Source organism: Phascolarctobacterium succinatutens (assembly GCF_023497905.1).
GTDB lineage: Bacteria > Bacillota > Negativicutes > Acidaminococcales > Acidaminococcaceae > Phascolarctobacterium_A > Phascolarctobacterium_A succinatutens.
On sequence record NZ_CP097284.1, the window covers coordinates 1,545,053 to 1,564,487 of the forward strand.

General features: G+C 50.5%; 16 protein-coding genes and 1 riboswitch. Of the genes, 1 reads left to right on the forward strand and 15 read right to left on the reverse strand.

Annotated elements, in window-relative coordinates:
* Positions 1–2: 2 nt before the first annotated feature.
* From M5E81_RS07345 to M5E81_RS07390, 10 genes are all read right to left on the reverse strand, one after another.
* The gene (locus tag M5E81_RS07345; RefSeq protein WP_009145040.1) at positions 3–1,226 is read right to left on the reverse strand and encodes a class I SAM-dependent rRNA methyltransferase; all 1,224 of its coding nucleotides are present in this window, start codon (positions 1,224–1,226) and stop codon (positions 3–5) included.
* A 128-nt stretch (positions 1,227–1,354) separates the two neighbouring features.
* Entirely contained in the window at positions 1,355–3,058 is a 1,704-nt protein-coding gene (locus M5E81_RS07350; protein ID WP_249747172.1) for an AAA family ATPase, read from the reverse strand.
* 151 nt (positions 3,059–3,209) lie between these two features.
* A complete protein-coding gene (locus M5E81_RS07355) occupies positions 3,210–4,031 on the reverse strand; it encodes a MetQ/NlpA family ABC transporter substrate-binding protein (protein WP_009145042.1) in 822 nt (273 codons plus the stop codon).
* Positions 4,032–4,118: 87 nt separating this feature from the next.
* Positions 4,119–4,219, reverse strand: a riboswitch (SAM riboswitch).
* Positions 4,220–4,326: 107 nt separating this feature from the next.
* Positions 4,327–4,893, reverse strand: a complete 567-nt coding sequence (locus M5E81_RS07360; RefSeq protein ID WP_009145043.1) for a Fe-S-containing hydro-lyase — start codon at positions 4,891–4,893, stop codon at positions 4,327–4,329.
* Positions 4,894–4,908: 15 nt separating this feature from the next.
* Positions 4,909–5,754 carry a fumarate hydratase gene (locus M5E81_RS07365; RefSeq protein ID WP_009145044.1) on the reverse strand — a complete coding sequence of 282 codons (846 nt, stop codon included), beginning with the start codon at positions 5,752–5,754 and terminating at the stop codon, positions 4,909–4,911.
* A gap of 59 nt (positions 5,755–5,813) precedes the next feature.
* Positions 5,814–7,040: an NAD(P)-dependent malic enzyme gene (locus M5E81_RS07370; RefSeq protein ID WP_249748096.1), complete on the reverse strand. Its 1,227-nt coding sequence runs from the start codon at positions 7,038–7,040 to the stop codon at positions 5,814–5,816.
* Between the two features lie 195 nt (positions 7,041–7,235).
* Complete coding sequence (locus tag M5E81_RS07375; RefSeq protein ID WP_009145046.1) at positions 7,236–7,715, reverse strand: metallophosphoesterase; 480 nt, start codon at positions 7,713–7,715, stop codon at positions 7,236–7,238.
* Entirely contained in the window at positions 7,712–8,305 is a 594-nt protein-coding gene (locus tag M5E81_RS07380) for an XTP/dITP diphosphatase (protein WP_249747173.1), read from the reverse strand. Before M5E81_RS07380 ends, M5E81_RS07375 begins: the two co-directional genes overlap by 4 nt.
* 63 nt (positions 8,306–8,368) lie before the next feature.
* Entirely contained in the window at positions 8,369–9,694 is a 1,326-nt protein-coding gene (locus M5E81_RS07385) for a histone deacetylase family protein (protein ID WP_249747174.1), read from the reverse strand.
* Positions 9,694–11,343, reverse strand: a complete 1,650-nt coding sequence (locus M5E81_RS07390; protein WP_249747175.1) for a hydantoinase/oxoprolinase family protein — start codon at positions 11,341–11,343, stop codon at positions 9,694–9,696. The genes M5E81_RS07385 and M5E81_RS07390 overlap by 1 nt, the downstream gene beginning before the upstream one ends.
* Before the next feature lie 667 nt (positions 11,344–12,010).
* Between M5E81_RS07390 and M5E81_RS07395 the strand changes: the two genes are divergently transcribed.
* Positions 12,011–13,381, forward strand: coding sequence for a sodium-dependent transporter (locus M5E81_RS07395; RefSeq protein ID WP_249747176.1), 1,371 nt, complete (start codon positions 12,011–12,013; stop codon positions 13,379–13,381).
* Between the two features lie 82 nt (positions 13,382–13,463).
* On the opposite strand, the gene argH is transcribed toward M5E81_RS07395, so the two are convergent.
* From argH to argB, 5 genes are all read right to left on the reverse strand, one after another.
* Positions 13,464–14,876: an argininosuccinate lyase gene (gene argH, locus M5E81_RS07400; protein WP_210684692.1), complete on the reverse strand. Its 1,413-nt coding sequence runs from the start codon at positions 14,874–14,876 to the stop codon at positions 13,464–13,466.
* Entirely contained in the window at positions 14,876–16,096 is a 1,221-nt protein-coding gene (locus M5E81_RS07405) for an argininosuccinate synthase (protein WP_021720576.1), read from the reverse strand. The genes argH and M5E81_RS07405 overlap by 1 nt, the downstream gene beginning before the upstream one ends.
* Before the next feature lie 246 nt (positions 16,097–16,342).
* Positions 16,343–17,284: an ornithine carbamoyltransferase gene (argF, locus tag M5E81_RS07410; RefSeq protein WP_009145054.1), complete on the reverse strand. Its 942-nt coding sequence runs from the start codon at positions 17,282–17,284 to the stop codon at positions 16,343–16,345.
* Between the two features lie 19 nt (positions 17,285–17,303).
* Positions 17,304–18,494, reverse strand: coding sequence for an aspartate aminotransferase family protein (locus tag M5E81_RS07415; protein WP_249748097.1), 1,191 nt, complete (start codon positions 18,492–18,494; stop codon positions 17,304–17,306).
* Between the two features lie 38 nt (positions 18,495–18,532).
* Positions 18,533–19,423, reverse strand: coding sequence for an acetylglutamate kinase (argB, locus tag M5E81_RS07420; RefSeq protein ID WP_009145056.1), 891 nt, complete (start codon positions 19,421–19,423; stop codon positions 18,533–18,535).
* Positions 19,424–19,435 lie beyond the last annotated feature (12 nt).

The following is a 19,435-nucleotide window of genomic DNA, read 5'->3' on the forward strand; positions in this document are numbered from 1 at the left end:
TTTTATACTACCTGGAAGATATAGAATTTGAGATAATTGGTTTCCGGCACCTGCCACAGAATCGGATGGTCCGGAGATTGCTGACGTGCTTCAATCTGACGCAGGGAAACGTTGGCATCATGCGCAGCGTCCTGCAGCATCTTCACGAATAGCTCCTCCTTCATAAAGTGCGAGCAGGAGCAGGTTGCCAGATAACCGCCGCGCGGCAGCAGCTTCATGGCCTTCAGGTTGATTTCCTTGTAACCGCGAATCGCATTCTTTACCGTGCTGCCGGATTTGGTGAACGCCGGCGGGTCCAGAATAATAAAGTCATATTCACGGGAATGCTTGTTGAACAAATCGCTCAGCAAATCAAAAACATTCGCCTGCAGGCCGTGCATAACATCGGAGCAATTGTTAATCGCAGCGTTATGCTCCGCCATCTGCACTGCCTCCGCACTGATATCAACCGCGGTAACGCTCGCAGCGCCGCCCTTGGCAGCATTCAGCGCAAAGGAGCCGGTGTGGGTAAAGCAGTCCAGCACATGCTTGCCCTTGGCAATCTTGGCAATCGCCTGACGGTTATACTTCTGGTCGAGGAAGAAGCCGGTCTTTTGGCCGTTTTCTACATCAACCGTATATTCGATGCCGTTTTCGACAATCTCGGTAGTCACAGCGCCGGGTTCGGGGCACAAATCGGTAGCAAACCAGTGCTTGCCCTCCTCCATGCCCTCCAGCAGGCGGATTCTTACGTCGTTGCGCTCGTACAGGCCACGGATTTCCTGTCCCATCTCGCGCAGAATTTTAATCAGCAGTTCAAACAGCATCTGCTTGCGCATTTCAATACCCAAGGACAGGGTTTGCGTTACCAGCAGATCATTATAGCGGTCTACGGTCAGTCCGGGGAACATATCCGCTTCGCCGAAAATCAGACGGCAGCAGTTAAAATCACGCTCGCCCATAACCGTCAGGCGGTAATCCAGCGCATAGCGCAGACGACGCTCCCAAAAGGCTTCGTCAAACTTATCATTAGTATTAGTGGAAATAATGCGCACACGGATTTTGGAATGGTCGTTCACAAAACCGGTGCCCAAATACTTGCCCTTGGACGTTACTACATCCACCAGATCACCGTTGGCATAATCGCCTTCAATTTTAGTTACCTCTTCACCGAACACCCAGGGATGACCGCCACGTGCGGCACGCTCTCCCTTCGGGGTTACGAAAAATTTTGCATATTTACGCATATTCTACCTCACGATTTTAAGATTAGTTTTTCTTTAAGTATAGCATATTTTGCAGGCGGATGCGTCAAAAAATAAAAAGCAGGCCCATAGCCTTACCCCTCAGGTAAAGCCACGAGCCTACAAGCTATCTACAGCTTTTCTGCCATAACCCTGCATTTTTTCTTGCAGAAGGCTATGCCGTAAAGCAAAACTTTTTCTCTGCCATTATTATGCAGATACTCTGCGTAGCGTTTTGCGCGAATCTGCGCCAACGCCTTCGCACAGCTCTTCTCCATAGCCGTCATCGTCTGCGCATACTTCAGCTCTACGATTACGCCTGCATCCAAATCATCTGTTTCAACAATAATGTCCGCAAAGCCCTCGCCCGCTTCCACATTAGAGCGCACCAGCCAGTCTGCCTTTCCTGCCAGCAAGCCTACCAAAAGCATGTGATAGGAATTTTCTCTTTCCGCATCCCTGCCCTTAGCATCAAAAACACTGATGGAATTGCTGAGAGTCCTGTTCAAAAACAACTCTACCGCCTCGCTGTCACCCATGGCGAAAGCCTGCCAAAAGCTCTGCAGCTGCTCAGTGTCGGCAAAAACTTTCTTTTTAAACCATTCCTGAATCTGCAGCTTGTACACCTCGCGAATCTCCTGATTGGGAACCACCAGCTTATACGCGCCATCCTCAGTCACGCCCTTCTGCGTAAGATACCCGGTGGTAAAAAGCACGCTCCAAAGATTATCTATACTGCTGTCAATTTCATCATAGGTCAGTTCCAAGCGGATATGCTTTTCTATAGCCTCGCCTGCAACAAGACGCTCCAGTTCATCACGCGTCGATTTATCAGCCATCTCTATAAAGAGCTTCACCAAAGCATTGCCACTGGTATTTATCCAATAAGCCTGCGGTTTGGCCGACGGATTGCTGCGCAGCATATCTACATGATTAATGACATCCCACGGACAATAAACATCAGCGGCACCAAAGCGGTAGCCGTCATACCACGCCTTGGTTTCATCAAGATGGTCTGCCAGATTATAAGCCGCCAAAAGCTGCTCCACCTCAGCATCCGTAAAGCCAAACTGTTCATCAAAACGGTTATCGGTAATCGAAAGCACCTTAAAATTATTCAGACCGGTAAAAATGCTTTCTTTAGAAACACGCAGGCAGCCCGTCAACACAGCAAAATGCAGAAACTCGTTAGTCTTTAAGGCCTGGCCGAGCATACCGCGGATAAGTGACACCATTTCCTTATAATATCCATTCTGAAAGGCCTTATCCAAAGGCACATCATATTCATCAAGCAGGATAATCGTTTTTTGTCCGTAATGCTTAGATAAAAGCTTCGATAAAAGCTGCAAAGCAGAAACAAGAACTTCGCCTGCCAGCGCATAACGTCCCTCGCGCACCGCCGTCAATCCGCAATATAAGCTTCGCTCATTTTCCGTCAGCTTATCGCTCTGCGCCAAAAAAGCAAAGCGCTCCGCTTCTCCGGCAATCAACTCAGCCAAACGATACTGCGCATCGGCAAAGGTAAGTCCCTCTACATTCTTAAAGGAAAGAAAAATTACCGGATATTTTTCCTGATACTCCTCGCACAGCTTATTGTTTTTTGCAATCTGCAGGCCGTCAAACAACGAAGCATCTGCTCCTATCTCAAAGAAATAGCGCAGCATACTCATATTCAGCGTCTTGCCAAAGCGCCGCGGTCTTGTAAACAAATTAACCTTGCCCCAGCCATCCAGCAGCTGTTCAATGAATTTTGTTTTATCAACATAATAAAAGCCCGCCTGACGAATTTCCGCAAAATCTTCTATTCCCACAGGCAGTTTCAAGGATTCTGTCATATGCTAAGCTCTCCTTTCCGCAGCAGTAAATTATTCTACACGCATCCCGTCTTTTTTATAATTGTATCATTATTACACCTGCATCGGCAACAAAATTTTGCTATATAAAAAAGCTGTCGCACTTTGACATGCGACAGCAGTTTTGCTTTGCTTAGAACGCTGCAACAACAGCACCTTTGTATTTTTCGTCAATGAACTTCTTAACTTCGGGAGAACGCAGAGCATTCATCAGCTTCTGGATTTCCGGACGGTTTTCGTCGCCCTTGCGGACAGCTACGATGTTAGCATACGGAGATTCCTTCGGCTCGGTGAACAGAGAATCCTTAACTGGATTCAGCTTAGCTTCCATAGCGAAGTTAGAGTTGATAACGGACAAATCGGTATCATCCATGGAACGCGGCAGCAGAGCAGCTTCGATTTCCACAATCTTCAGCTTCTTGTCGTTGCCAACGATATCGCCTACGGTAGCCTTAACGCCAACGCCATCCTTCAGCTTAAGCAGCTTAGCGCTTTGCAACAGAGCCAGCGCACGGCCGCCGTTGGACGGGTCATTCGGAATAGCGATTTTAGCGCCTTCGGGAATATCATTCAGAGATTTGATTTTCTTGGAATAAATACCCATCGGCTCGATATGTACCTTGCCTGCGGATACAAGATTCATCTTGCGCTCGGAAACAAAGGTATCCAGATAAGGCTCATGCTGGAAGAAGTTGGCATCCAGCTCCTTGTCGTTCAAAGCCAGATTCGGTTTTACATAATCGCTGAATTCGATAATCTGCAGGTCTACGCCCTCTTTAGCCAGAGTGCCTTTAATCTGGTTCAGGATTTCAGCGTGCGGTACAGCGGTAGCACCAACCTTAAGGGTTACCTTTTTGTCAGCACCGTTGTCTGCCTTTTTGTCTCCGCCGCCGCAGCCTGCAGCAACAACTGCCAGGCTTACTAATGCCAGTAATGCAACTAATAATTTTTTCATCTTTTCTTACTCCCTTTCTTTATTTAACACGTCTTGCAAAACATCCGCCTAAGAAAAAAACTCCTTCTGAGGAAGGAGCCGGTCTTCCTCTCATCTTTCAAGATTACACTTGCAGGATGTAGCACCATAACATTTGTCTGGTTGCCGGGCATCATCGGGCCTGTTCCCTCCGCCACTCTTGATAAGAGCGTGTTATTAAGATGTGAGTAATAATATATTATCCTAGTGTCTTTGTCAACATTAATCGCAAAAAAAATTAAGGGCAGAAAATCCTGCCCTCAATCTGTTAACAATGTTACTCTTTTCTGTACTTAGCAATACCAACTTTATAGAAGTCATTACCCTCGCTGTCGATGCAGACGATAGCCGGGAAATCCTTAACCTCGTATCTGCGGATAGCCTCCGGTCCCAGGTCCTCGTAAGCAATCATGGTTTCGCTCTTGATGGATTGGGTGATAACAGCAGCAGCACCGCCTACAGCAACGAAATAAACAGCGCCATGCTTCGCGCAGGCATCAATAACCTCCTGGCTGCGCAGACCTTTGCCGATCATGCCGCGCATGCCCTGCTCGATCATAGTCGGAGTGTATTTGTCCATACGGCCGCTGGTGGTGGGGCCGGCACTGCCGACAACCTCGCCCGGTTTGGCAGGAGTAGGACCAACGTAATAAATAACATTATTGGTCAGGTCCAAAGGCAGCTTTTCGCCGCGCTCCAGCGCTTCATACAAACGCTTGTGAGCAGCGTCGCGTGCAGTGTAGATATAACCGCTGATGCGTACAACGTCGCCTGCATGCAGGTCTTTGACAGTTTCTTCGGTCAGCGGAGCATTGATATATTTGATTACAGCTTCTTCACTCATCTTCAGGCGCCTCCTTTAAATTTCTGCTTCAGCCTTGCGTGCCTGGTGGCAGTTCAGGTTTACAGCGCAGGGCATACCACCGATATGGGTATGGGTAAATTCAACATTTACAGCCAGAGCGGTAGTGCTGCCGCCTAAGCCGGAAGGACCAACGCCGGTCTTATTTACCAGCTCCAGCAGCTCGTCCTCCAGTGCCGCATAGCGCTCATCCTTGTTGTGCTCGCCTACGGTACGGGTCAGCGCGTATTTAGCCAGAATAGCGGCGCGCTCCATGTTGCCGCCGATGCCTACGCCGACGGTAATCGGCGGGCAGGGGTTCGGGCCTGCAGCACGCACGGTATCAACAACAAATTTTTTGATGCCTTCAACACCGTCTGCCGGCTTCAGCATCTTCAAAGCGCCCATGTTTTCGCTGCCGCAGCCTTTGGGGCAAACGATAATTTTAACCTTTTCACCGGGAACAATCTTGGTGTGGATGATTGCCGGAGTATTATCACCGGAATTTTTACGATCAAATACCGGGTCGCCTACAGAGGATTTACGCAGATAGCCTTCAGTGTAGCCCTTTGCTACGCCTGCATGAATGGCAGTATACAAATCGCCGTCAACGAAATGCACTTCCTGGCCGATTTCCAGAAATACAACGGTCAGACCAGTATCCTGACACAGAGGAACAGCCTTTTTCTTAGCCAGCTCGAAGTTCTCAATCAAGGTAGCAAGGATTTCCCTGCCCAAAGGAGATTCTTCTTCAACAGCGGCATTTCTGATCTTGTCCATCATCTCCTGCGGGAGATAGTAGCAGGAATCCATGCACAGCTTGGCAATAACATCAGTGACTTCACTAACCTTTATTTCTCTCATGTTTTCATCCTCCTAAGCTCACATTGTCATTGTGAGAATAATATTTTTGATACTGCGGCTTAACGGCCGATGCGTTTAGCAGTATTGGCTCTTACAACCTCAGGATCTACAATTTTGCGTGCCAGGCCCTTTTCAATAGCAACCTTTGCAACAGCGGCAGCAACCGCCGGAGCAACACGCGGGTCAAAAGCGTCAGGTACTACATAGTCCTCACGCAGGTCTTTTTCATCAATCAGGTCGGCAATAGCATAAACAGCAGCAACCTTCATCTCCTCGGTGATAGCGCGTGCGCGTACATCAATAGCACCGCGGAATACGCCCGGGAATACGGTTACGTTGTTTACCTGGTTCGGTCTGTCGCTGCGGCCGGTGCCGGCAACAGCAACGCCTGCTTCCTTAGCAGCATCATAGCTGGTTTCCGGAACAGGGTTAGCCAAAGCAAAAACAATAGCCTTGTCAGCCATGCTTTGCATAATTTCTTTGGTGAATACGTTCGGAGCGGAAGCACCGATCATAACGTCCGCACCCTTAGCAACATCAGCAAGAGTCCCCTGCTTATGCTCCTTATTGGTTACGGTAGCCAGATAGCTCTGGATGCGGTCCAGCTTAGCGTCGATGCCTTCATACAGAGCGCCGAAGCGGTCAACCATGATTACATGCTGTGCGCCCATGTTTACCAGCAGACGGCCGATAGCACTGCCGGCAGCACCGCAGCCGTTGACAACGAATTTAGCGGTAGCAATGTCTTTTTTTACAAAGCGCAGTGCGCCCAGTACAGCAGACAGGCAGGCAATAGCGGTACCATGCTGGTCATCGTGGAATACAGGAATATCGCAGATTTCTTTCAGCTTATCTTCGATTTCATAGCATTTGGGAGAGGAAATATCCTCCAGGTTTACGCCTGCATAGTTAGGCTGCAGCAGCTTAACGGTGCGGATGAATTCGTCCGGATCCTTGGTATCGAGGCAAACAGGCACAGCGTCAACATCACCGAAGGTTTTGAACAGTGCAGCCTTGCCTTCCATTACCGGCATAGCAGCCTCGGGACCGATGTCGCCCAAGCCGAGTACACGGGTACCGTCGGTAATAATAGCAACCATGTTGCCACGGCAGGTATATTCGAAGGAGAGGTTTTTGTCCTCCTTGATATCCTTGCAGGGTTCAGCTACACCCGGGGTATAGGCAATAGCCAAATCATGACGGGTTGCAATAGGCACCTTGCTTACTACAGCAATTTTGCCGTTATTGTCCATATGTAATTTAAGAGCTTCTTCACGCAGAGTCATTGTCATCTTTTTTTCCTCCCAAGATTTCCCGACGTAAGCTGTCTAAAAAATCATTAGCTCCGTCCAACAAATAGTATACACTTATTGTATATTAAACTACCCTGTTTTGCAAGATGTTTTCTGTGTAATCTACATCATTTTAAGGAATTGTCAAAAGATTTTTGCTTACTGCGCAAAATTTTCTTAACCAAAGAATCAGACCTTGAAGAATTCCACCTGCGGCGTCTGCCCCGCCTGCAGTGTAAGCACCGCAAAGCAAGGTTCCGAGCCGCCGCGGGGACGGGACGGACTGCCGGGGTTCACCAGCAGCGTTTCCGCATAATACTCGGCCATCGGCACATGCGTATGACCGAACACCACGATATCCTGCCCCAGCTGCTTGGCCCAATATCCCAAATCAGCCTGCACATTTCTTTCTATATATCTGTGTCCGTGCGTCAGCCAGATTTTATATCCTTCTATTTCCAGATACTCGTCAAATTTACTGCCGTCATCCAATAAATCACAGTTGCCGCGAACACGCACAGTTTTGATGCCTGTCGCATCATGCAGGCGGTTGGCATCGGCCGCATAATCGCCTGTATGCAGCCACAGCTCGATAGGCGGTGTCTGCTGCAGAATGCGGCGAATCGCCTGCGCACTGCCATGCGTATCACCCGTAATGCCTATTCTCATTTCTTTTTGCTCCAGATAGCAACCAGCTTACGGATTGCCTTACCGCGATGGCTGATTTTGTTTTTCTCCTGCATGGAAGCCTCTGCCATACCCTTATGCAGCTCGGTAGACCAGAACAGCGGATCATAACCGAAGCCGTTTTCACCCAAAGGCTCATGCAGCAGCATACCGTCGCAGATGCCGTCTACCTCGTTGAGCACCTTACCGTCGGGTTGTGCTACGCACAGCGCACAGCGGAAGCGGCAGGTACGCTTAACCTGAAACTTCATGTTGTGCAGCAGCAGGTTGTTGTTGTCCTCGTCGCTGGCCTTTTCGCCGGCATAGCGCGCACTGCGCACACCGGGAGCACCGTCCAGCGCCTGAACCTCCAGGCCGGAATCATCGGCGATGCAGGGCTTGCCCAGCTTCTTTGCATAATAGGTAGCCTTTTGGCGGGCATTGGCAGCAAAGGTGCGGCCTGTTTCCGCCGGTGCTTCCACTGCATCAAAATCTGCCAGATATTTAATTTCAATCGGCAAATCCTTCATTAAAGACTTAAACTCTTCCACCTTGCCCTGATTATGGGTAGCTACAACCAATTCATTAATCATTATTTAACCTCGATTCTCAGCTTAGGACGCATATTTATTCGGCAGCGTACTAATGCTTATTATTTATAGATTTTCTACTGTGCCCGTGGCAATATCCTGCACCAGCACATACTGCCAGCGGCCTTGCTTCTTTTCTGCCAGCGCTGCATCGTAGGCCTTTTGCCGGCAATGCGGACAGATTTCGCGCGTCAGGCAGGTAATGAAAGCGCTCTGGTCGCCAAAGCGCGTCCCTTCGGCCGCCGTCTGCAGGGTAAAATAACCGCGGCAGGCCTTGCGTTCGCAATAATGCACGCTTTCCACCTGCTCCTCGCGGATACCCTCCTCATCGTAGTAGATATGCTTGCTGCGCTGCCAGGTATTGCCGCATTTCGCCAGCAATTCCTTGCTCGTGCGCTCACGGTTGAAGTACAAATCGCCTACCTCGGCAATAAGCTGGTCTACGCGCTTATTGCAGCGCTCATCCTGCGGGCGCAGTCCGCGCAAATCAGGCTCCACCACCTTGCTGTAATCCATGCCTGCCATCGCCAGAATAATACCGGTGTTGACATAAGGCAGGGCGCTTTCAATCGAATAACCTCCCTCCAGCACCGCAATATCAGCCTGCAGCTTATCCGCCAGACGCGCATAGCCCTGTGCTGTCACCTGCATGGAAGCCAGCGGGTCGCTGAAATGGTTATCCTGCCCGGCGCTGTTGATAATCAGCTCCGGCTGAAAGTCCTCCAGTATATGCGTGATTAAGCCATCGTACAGGCGGTGCAGTCCTTCATCGCCTGTTCCCGGCAGCAAGGGTAGATTAATATTCGTGCCCCAGGCCGCAGGACTGCCTGCTTCATTAGGAAAGCCTGTGCCCGGATACAAGGTGCGCCCGTCCTGATGGAAGGAGATATACAGCGTATCGGGATCGTGGTAGAACACGTCCTGCGAGCCGTCGCCGTGATGCACGTCGGTATCCACAACAGCAATCCTACGGATATTATACCTGCTACGTAAATATTCTACCATTATTGCTTCAATATTAATAGTACAAAAACCACGGATTCCGTGTACTACACGCATAGCGTGGTGTCCCGGCGGACGCACGAGAGCAAAGGCACGCTGTATCTCCCGCTGCATTACGGCATCGGCCGCCACCAGGCAGCCTCCCGCAGAGGTCAGATGCGCCGGCGTAATCAGACGTGCAATCGCCGGCACGCCTACATGCGCACGCTGCAAATCCTCGATTTCAGCAAGACGCGGGCGATATTCCTTAATCTCCTCGCAGTCAAAGAGGCCCTCCTCCTCCAGCTGGTCGCGTGTATATAATAAGCGCTCCTGCCGTTCGGGGTGACCGGGGCTGATCATCCAGTCAAACGCAGGGAAAAATACTAATCCCAAGGTATTCTTTGCCATCAGAAGCTCACCTCCCTGCCGCTAACCTTATAGAGAATTCCCGGCTTCAGCTGCATGCGCAGGCTATAAATATCGCCGGTTTCGTAATAGCCGTGTACTGTATGAAAATGCTCGTAGCTGATAAGCTCCGTTTCCTGGTCGGGCAGCTGCCACTGCGCCGTCTGCTCCCGCAGCCAGCTTGCCAGCAGCTCCTCCGCCGCCTGCTTATTGAAGCGTCGCGGCAGGCTTTCGCGTTTTCCGCCCTCAGGAATAATGTAATAGCCGTCGGTAGTGTCCGCACGCAGTCCTGCGCTCAGCGTCGGCCTTGCCACCGCTGCACCTATAGCGTTCGCCACCATCGCTCCGGCAGGAATATCCACCGGCAGCGCCATAGCCTCGCCCAGCGCCCTGATTAAGCCCGGTGCGCCACCGCCAACGCCAATCAGCTGCTGCGGGATGAATTCCGTGCCCTTGATAACATCGTTAACCGTATACACGGGCTGCTTGGCCCATTCGTCCAGCATTTCCCGAATCGTCGTCTTAATCTGCTCAACGGCAGCAGCCACAATCTTGCGTGCTTCTGTCTGCGGTTCGCCGCCCAAAGCGGCAATCGCCGCCTGTGCCCGCTCTTCGTCACCGAAATGCACATAACCCGCCGTAATCAGCGCATCGCTCAGCGTCGCTATGCTGCCGCCGACAGCAGCAGCGGGACCTTCGCGTTCGGGACCGACAACATAACCGTTTTCCGTCTTATGCAGCCTGCTGTCGCCGCCGATGCCGATGCTACGCATATGAAAGGCACGCACCGCCGTAGGATAACCGGCAACCGTTGCACCCTTGCGGGCCATCAGCGGCAGGCCGTTCTCCCAGAAGGCAATGTCGGTAGTAGTGCCGCCCACATCCAGCGAGATGCTGTTCACTGCGGGAGCACAAAGCGCCTCTATGCCCAGTACGGAAGCAGCAGGACCGGTAAACACAGCCTCCACCGGCTGCTGCAAGGCTGCTTCTAGCGGCAGCGTACCGCCGTCCGCCTTCAAGATATGCACCGGAGCGCGGATGCCGCGCTCTGCCAGAGCACGTTCCACGCGCTTGCAGAAGCGGGTGAAAAGCTCATAAACCTGCGCGGAAAAATACGCCGAATTGCTGCGGCGCACAAAATTCAGCTCACCGCTCAGCTCGCTGCCCAAAAACACCTTGCTGTAGCCGCATTTTTTCAGCTCATGCTCCGCCTGATATTCCAGCTGCGGGTTACGCACGGAAAACTTGCCGCTCACCGCACACACACCGCTGCCCTTGCGCCGCAACAGCTCCTGATGCCTGCTCCAATCGATATTAGCCGTAATCTTGCCGCGATGGTCCACATAACCCGACAGATAGTACGGCGTCACCGGCAGATGTCCCTTGACGTTCATGCCCGGTCCGGCGATAATTACCAAAAACGCCGGCGGCAGGCTGCCCTCGGTCAAAGCGTTGGTCACAATAGTGCTGGATATTACCACACGCTCCAGCTCCTGCGCCATTCCCGGCTGCAGCACCGCATCCAGCGCCGCCAGCACGCACTGCAGCACATCGTCATGCGTTGTCGCACGCTTGGCCTGCGCCACCACCTCGCCCTGCCGCAGCACCACGGCATCCGTAAAGGTTCCGCCTACATCAATACCTAACAGCATTGCTTCATCCCTCCTTCTTTTAAACCAGAGTGTCAATGCGTATTCTTTTAATCTATACTATATTTACTTTTAACAAGCTAATAACAGACAGTCTATATTAATTATATTATATCATGTTGCCAAACTCCGTGCGAAGAAAATTCCTTGCTATAATTATATGCAACACACCCGCAAGCGTTTGCGGGCAGAAAAAAAGACGTAAGCTCCGTTGCTTACGCCTTGTAATTATTTTTGGCATCCGGGTGGGGTAATCCTGCAGACATTGTATATTTCTGCTAATGTCATGCAGCTGCGATTGCCGGATGTAAATTGCCGCCGCTTAAATTTAGCTAGGCTCTCAAAAGAGCATCATAGTAAACCAGGCTGGCAGCACCGCATAAAGATAAAACGACAGTACTCAAAATAATAAGATACTTTTTCTGCATTTTAATTCTCCTCTACACACAAAACCCATCTCTGTGTGTGAGGCTATTATAAAATAGGTACTGCCGATAGTCAAGTTAAATGTTATAACTATTTGTTATATTTAATATTCCCGATAGGCCTATATCAAATTCGCCGTTACTGCAGCCTGCGAGAGCATTTATTTCTCTTTAGCTTGCTAAAAACAGGATAATAGCTTATACTATATACTATTATTGTATTAGTAAGGGAGACGATATGTATTATGGAACGTGAGAGCTTCTCTTCACGCTTGGGATTTATCCTGATTTCTGCTGGCTGTGCCATTGGTTTAGGCAACGTCTGGCGCTTTCCTTTCGTCACAGGCCAGTATGGCGGCGCATCCTTTGTGCTCATCTACCTGTGCTTCCTGCTGCTGTTGGGCCTGCCCATCATGGTAGCGGAATTTGCTGTCGGCCGCGCCAGCAGACGCAGTCCGGCAAAATCCTTCGACACACTGGAGCCGAAGGGAACTAAATGGCATCTGTTCAAATATGTAACTATTGCCGGCAACATCATCCTGATGATGTTCTACACCACCGTCAGCGGCTGGATGCTGTATTTTCTCTATAAAATGGCTGTCGGTGATCTTTCCGGTCTTGACGCTCAGGGCATCAAAGACGTTTTCGGTGCTCTGCTGCAGGACCCGGCAACTATGGCCGGCAACATGGCAATCATCATCATGCTCTGCTTCGGCGTCTGCTACATGGGCGTTCGCAACGGCGTTGAACGCATCACCAAGGTTATGATGGCCTTCCTCATCGTGCTGATGGTTGTGCTGGCAGCCAACTCCATGCTGCTTCCGGGCAGTGAAGCCGGCCTCAAGTATTACCTCTACCCCGACTTCGACAAAATTGCCGAGCACGGTGTACGCGAGGTAATCTTCGCCGCTATGGGCCAGGCCTTCTTCACACTGAGCATCGGCATGGGCTCTCTTTCCATCTTCGGCAGCTACATCGGCAAGGAGCAGAAGCTCACCAACGAAGCACTGTGGATTATGTTCCTCGATACCTTCGTAGCAATCGTTGCCGGTCTGATTATCTTCCCGGCATGCTTCAGCTTCGGTATCCAGCCGGATGCGGGCCCGAACCTGCTCTTCATCACCCTGCCTAACGTATTCAACGCTATGAACGGCGGACGTATCTGGGGCACCCTTTTCTTCCTCTTCATGCTCTTTGCGGCAATGTCCACTGTTATTGCCGTATTCGAAATGATTATCTCCAGCATCTGCGAGCTGACTGGCGGTGACCGCCGTCGCCTCATCCCCTTTGCTGTTATCGGCATGATTCTGCTGTCCCTGCCCTGCGTTTTCGGCTTCAATATCTGGAGCGGCTTTGAGCCTCTGGGCAAAGGCACCTGCGTGCTGGATCTGGAAGACTTCCTCGTCAGCAACAATATTCTGCCTTTAGGCAGCCTAATCTTCCTGGCCTTCTGCACTACCCGCTACGGCTGGGGCTGGAACAAATTCATTGAAGAGGTTGATACCGGCAAGGGCATCGGCTTCCCGAAATGGATGCGCTTCTATGCAACCTACATTCTGCCGCTGATTGTACTGTACATCTTCTTCAACGGCTATTACGCTATGTTCTTCAAATAACATAAGCAAAACAAAACGAGCAAGATAGCAGCTTTCGCTACTGTCTTGCTCATTTTTTATGCGCTTGGCGCGTTATTTTTAATTACAGCTTGCTTTGCAGCTCCTCCAGCTTAGCCTGCTGCACTGCCAGCACCTTGTCGCCGATAGCGAACTGCTTCTCGTTTTCGGAGAAAGCAGGTCCGCCGTAGGATTTACGTGCTTCTACGCAATGCTCGGGCTTCAGAGCTACCAGCAAATCGCTCTCGAAGAGGTCGGAGAACTGCTTGTATTCCTCCAGAGAAATCTCCGGCAGGAATTTGCCCTGATGAATAGCATAGGCAACGCATTTGCCGACAACCTCATGTGCCTGACGGAAGGGCAGTCCCTTGCGTACCAGATAGTCTGCCAGGTCGGTGGCATTGGAGAAATCCTTGCTCACTGCCTGCGCCATCTTGTCCACATTAACCGTCATCGTCAGAATCATATCACGATAAACAGCCAGCGTGAATTTAACGGTGTCGATAGCGTCGAAGAAGCCTTCCTTATCCTCCTGCAGGTCCTTGTTATAGGTCAGCGGCAGGCCCTTAGCCGTTGTCAGCATAGCCATCAGATGACCATACACACGGCCGGTTTTACCGCGTACCAGCTCGGAAATATCAGGGTTCTTCTTCTGCGGCATCATGGAAGAACCGGTGGCAAAAGCATCGTCCAGCTCAACAAAGCCGAATTCGGTGCTGCTCCAGAGGCAGATTTCCTCGCTCAGACGGCTCATGTGCATCATGAGGGTGGAAGCAAAGGAAAGGAATTCAATGATATAGTCACGGTCGCTTACTGCGTCCATGCTGTTCGGATAAACTGTGCCGAAGTTCAGCTCCTCCGCAACCATAAAACGGTCAATGGGGAACGTAGTGCCTGCAATCGCACCGGCACCCAGCGGCATCATGTCCGCGCCTTCCCAAACGCCCAGCAGGCGGCGGAAGTCACGCTGCAGCATATTGAAATATGCCAGCATATGATGAGCAAAGGTAATCGGCTGCGCACGCTGCAGATGGGTATAACCCGGCATCAGAGTTTTTTCGTGCTTTTTGGCAACTGTTAAAAGAGCTTCCTCAAATTTGAGTAAAAGCTCGGCAATTTCGGCAACCTCACGCTTCATATACATATGCATATCGAGTGCAACCTGGTCGTTACGGCTGCGTGCGGTATGCAGACGGGCGCCGGCGCTGCCGATACGTTCGGTCAGACGCGCTTCCACATTCATATGAATATCCTCCAGCGCAACGTCAAAATGGAAGTTGCCTGCTTCAATATCAGCCAGGATGTCTTTCAGACCGGCAATGATTTTCTCCCCGTCCTCTGCCGGAATGATACCGCATTTAGCCAGCATACCGGCATGAGCAATGCTGCCGCGGATATCCTCGTGATATAAGCGTTTATCAAAATCAATGGACGCATTAAATGCGTCCACCAATTCGTTCGTATTCTTACTGAAACGACCGCCCCAAAGCTTAGCCATTATTTCAGGTTGCCTTTCTTCATCAGCGCTCTAACTTTCAGCGGCAGGCCGAAGAGGTTGATGAAGCCGGTAGCATCTGCCTGGTTGTAAACTTCGTCTTCGCCGAAGGTTACATATTCCTGGCTGTACAGGGAGTACGGGGATTTAACGCCTGCACTGTAGATGTTGCCTTTATAAAGTTTCATGCGAACAGTACCGGTAACGGTTTTTTGAGTTTCGTTAACGAAAGCATCCAGAGCCTCACGCAGCGGGCTGAACCACATGCCATCGTAAACCAGCTCGGAATAACGGATGGAAACCTGTTGCTTGAAGGATTGGGTTGCACGGTCCAGGCAAAGGTTTTCCAGATCGTTGTGGCCGTAGTAGATGATAGCGCCGGCAGGGTTTTCATAAACGCCACGGGATTTCATGCCAACCAGACGATCTTCAACCATATCGGTAATACCAACAGCGTTGCGGATACCGATTTCGTTCAGTTTTTCAACGAGCTTAGCCGGGCTGAGTTTTTCACCGTTAACGCTTACAGGTACGCCTTCAACGTATTCCAGTTCAACATATTCCGGTTTATCGGGAGCTTTTTCAGGAATGTTGGTAACGATGAACAATTCATCTTTCGGTGCATTCCACGGATCTTCCAGGTCGCTGCCTTCATGGGACAGATGCCACATGTTGCGGTCCATGGAGTAGTCATGGTCATGGGATACAGGGATAGGAATGTTATGTGCTGCAGCATAGTCGATTTCCTGGTCACGGCTGCGCAGTTCCCACTCACGCCACGGAGCAATGATTGCCAGCTGCGGAGCCAGAGCCTTTACGGACAGTTCGAAACGAACCTGGTCGTTGCCTTTGCCGGTAGCACCGTGAGCAATAGCATCAGCGCCTTCTTTTTCAGCGATTTCAACTAATTTTTTAGCAATCAGCGGACGAGCGAAGGAAGTACCCAGCAGGTATTTCTTTTCGTATACAGCACCGGCCTTAACAGTGGGCCATACATAGTCGCTGATGAATTCTTCTTTCAGGTCCATGATGTAGCATTTGCTTGCACCGGTTTTCAGTGCTTTGTCATGAACGGGTTCCAGTTCGTCGCCTTGGCCAAGGTCAGCGCAGGCAGCGATAACTTCGCAGTTGTTGTAATGCTCTTTCAGCCAGGGGATGATTACGGATGTATCAAGGCCACCGGAGTAAGCCAGAACTACTTTCTTAATATCTTCTTTTTTCATTATAATAGCCTCCCATTTCTGTATAATGCTATGCATTAGTGAATAAACTTACAAACTTCTTGTATTATATACCCTTTTTATGCATAAATCAAGTATTTAAGCGCATGTATACAATACTTTTTGTGTACTAGATGTAACAAAAAGCCTAAAATATAGCTTATTTCAGAAAATTTTATCTGTATACAAGAACGGCTAAGCATATAAACTATACGCTCAGCCGTTATATTTATACATTCAAGACCTGATTTAGAGTACTTCGTCGCTCATCAGCAGCGCCATAATAGCCTTTTGTACGTGCAGTCTGTTCTCTGCCTGGTCGAATACAACAGATTGCGGTCCTTCCAGCACTTCCTCGGTAATTTCTTCACCGCGGTGTGCAGGCAGGCAATGCAGAACGATTGCTTCCGGACGTGCTTCGTTCAGCAGCGCCTGGTTAATCTGATAATTATGCAGTGCTTTGAAACGAACCTCACGCTCTGCTTCCTCGCCCATGCTGGTCCATACATCGGTATAGAGCACGTCGGCGCCCTTAGCAGCCTTGAAGATGTCCTCCTCTACGGTAATGCTGCAGCCGGTTTGGGCAGCGTCCTCCTGTGCCAGACGCAGGATTTCCGGATCAGGCTGATAGCCCTTCGGGCTGGCGCAGATCATGTTCATGCCAACCTTAGCGCAGGCAAACATCAAAGAGTGTGCCATATTGTTGCCGTCGCCTACATAAACCAGCTTACGGCCTTTGAGCACCTTCATCTTCTCCTGAATAGTGAAGATATCGGTCAGAGCCTGGCAGGGATGCAGCAAATCGGTCAGGCCGTTGATAACAGGAACGCTTGCATATTTAGCCAGCTCAATAACGGAATCATGTGAGAAGGTACGGATCATAATACCGTCAACGAAGCGGGAAAGTACACGCGCAGTATCGCGAATCGGTTCGCCGCGGCCGATTTGGGAAGCGGAATCGCTCAGATAAATCGGATGGCCGCCCAGCTGCCAGAAGCCAACCTCAAAAGAGGTTCTGGTACGGGTAGAAGCCTTGGAGAACAGCATAGCCAGAGTTTTGCCCTTCAAATATTGGTGAGGCTCACCGGCCTTTTGCTTACGTTTCAATTTTTTTGCCACATCAAGAATTGTTGCGACCTCGCCTACGCTAAGGTCATGAATAGAAATCAGGTCTTTGTCTTTTAAACTCATTTTTTATCCCCTCTCGTTTTTAACAGGCCGCCAGCGCCTTATCCAGCGCAGCAACCACGATATCAATTTCTTCCTTGCTGATAATCAGCGGCGGTACAATGCGGATAACATTACCCGCAGTACAGTTCACAATAACATGGTTTTCCAGGCAGCTTTCCACAATCGGCTTGCCCTCGCCGGCAACCTCCATGCCCAGCATCAGGCCGCAGCCGCGGACATCGGTAACCTTGTCAGGATATTTTTCCTGCAGCGTACGCAGCTCATTCTTAAAGTATTCACCCTTCTCCGCAACCTTGTCTACCAGTCCTTCGGACTTAATAGTCGTCAGCGTTGCGTATACAGCGGCGCAGGCCAGCGGGTTACCGCCGAAGGTTCCGCCGTGGTCGCCGGGCTTAAACACATGCGCCAGGCGCTCCGGCACAGCAAAGCCTGCAACTGGGAAGCCTCCGCCGATGCCCTTGGCAAAGGTCAGGATATCAGGCTTCACGCCGCTGTGCATATAAGCAAACCATTTGCCGGTACGAGCAACACCGGTCTGCACCTCGTCGAAAATCAGCAGCGCATCATGCTTATCGCACAGCGCACGCACCTGCTGCAAATACTCAGCAGGCGGTACATGCACGCCGCCCTCGCCCTGAATAGGCTCCAGCAGAACAGCGCAGACATCATCATCCATTTGAGCCTCCAGCGCCTTAATATCGCCGTAAGGTACAAGCACATGTCCGGGGCTCAGCGGACCGTAGCCCACATGATAATAATCATGGCCGGTAGCAGCCAGCGTATCAAAGGTGCGTCCGTGGAAGGATTCGTCGGCAGAAATAATTTTATATTTCGTAGGCGCTTTGCTCACGCCGTATTTACGCGCCAGCTTCATAGCGCCCTCATTGCCCTCGGCACCGCAGTTGGCAAAGAAAATGCGGTCCATACCGGTAGCCTCGGCCACAACACGCAAGGCCTTTACCTGAATCTCGGTATAATACAGATTGGAGCAGTGCATCAGCTTAGCAGCCTGCTCACTGATAGCCTTCACCAGCACCGGATGATTGTAACCAAGGCTGTTGACAGCAATACCGGCAAAGGCATCCACATACTCATTGCCCTCGTTGTCCCACACACGGCAGCCATGGCCAAGCTCCATAACCATCGGATATCTGCCGAAAACAGGCAGATAATATTTTTCTGTTTCTTCTATAATAGTTTTTTTATCCATTGCCAAGAATATCTCCCCCTCATGCAAAATCCCTGCTATCAGATTTCTTTAACTACCTCGGTACCAACGCCCTTGTCGCTGAACAGCTCCATCAGAATAGAATGCTCGGCACGGCCGTCAATAATATGTGTTTTCTTGGCACCGCCGCTCAAAGCCTTAATGCAGGAACGAACCTTAGGAATCATGCCGCCGTCAATGCTGCCCTTGAGGATAAGCTCATGAGCCTTTTCAAAGGTCAACGTGGAAATGAAGCTGCTTTCATCCGGATATGCGGAATAAATACCGCGGACATCAGTCAGCACCAGCAGCTTTTCTGCCTTCAGCGCACCGGCAATTTCACCGGCAGCAACATCTGCGTTAATGTTATAGGTTTCACCCTCGTCACCGACGCCGGTCGGAGCGATTACAGGAATATAACCGCCGTCCAGCAGGCAGTTAATCAAATCGGTGTTGACCTCTTTAACGCTGCCGACAAAACCGATATCTACCAGGTTAACCTCACCGTTTTCATAAACATCAGCCAGATATTTTTTAGCCTTCAGCAGGTTAGCATCCTTGCCGTTGAGGCCGACAGCCTTGCCACCCAAAGCATTCAGACGCCCAACAAGGTCAGTGTTGATTTTGCCTACGAGCGCCATCTCGGCAATAGCTGCGGATTCTGCATCGGTTACACGCAGACCGCCGACAAATTCGCTCTTTTTACCGGCCTGCTCCAGCTGACGGCTGATTTCCGGACCGCCGCCGTGAACAACTACCGGACGCATGCCGGCGTATTGCAGGAACAGGATATCCTGCAGCACCTTGTTTTTCAGCTCATCATTCAGCATAGCGTTGCCGCCATATTTTACGACAATAGTTTTATCTTTAAAATTGCTCAGATACGGCAGTGCTTCCATTAAGGTCTGTACTTGTTGTTCGTTCATTAACATAAGTGATGTCCT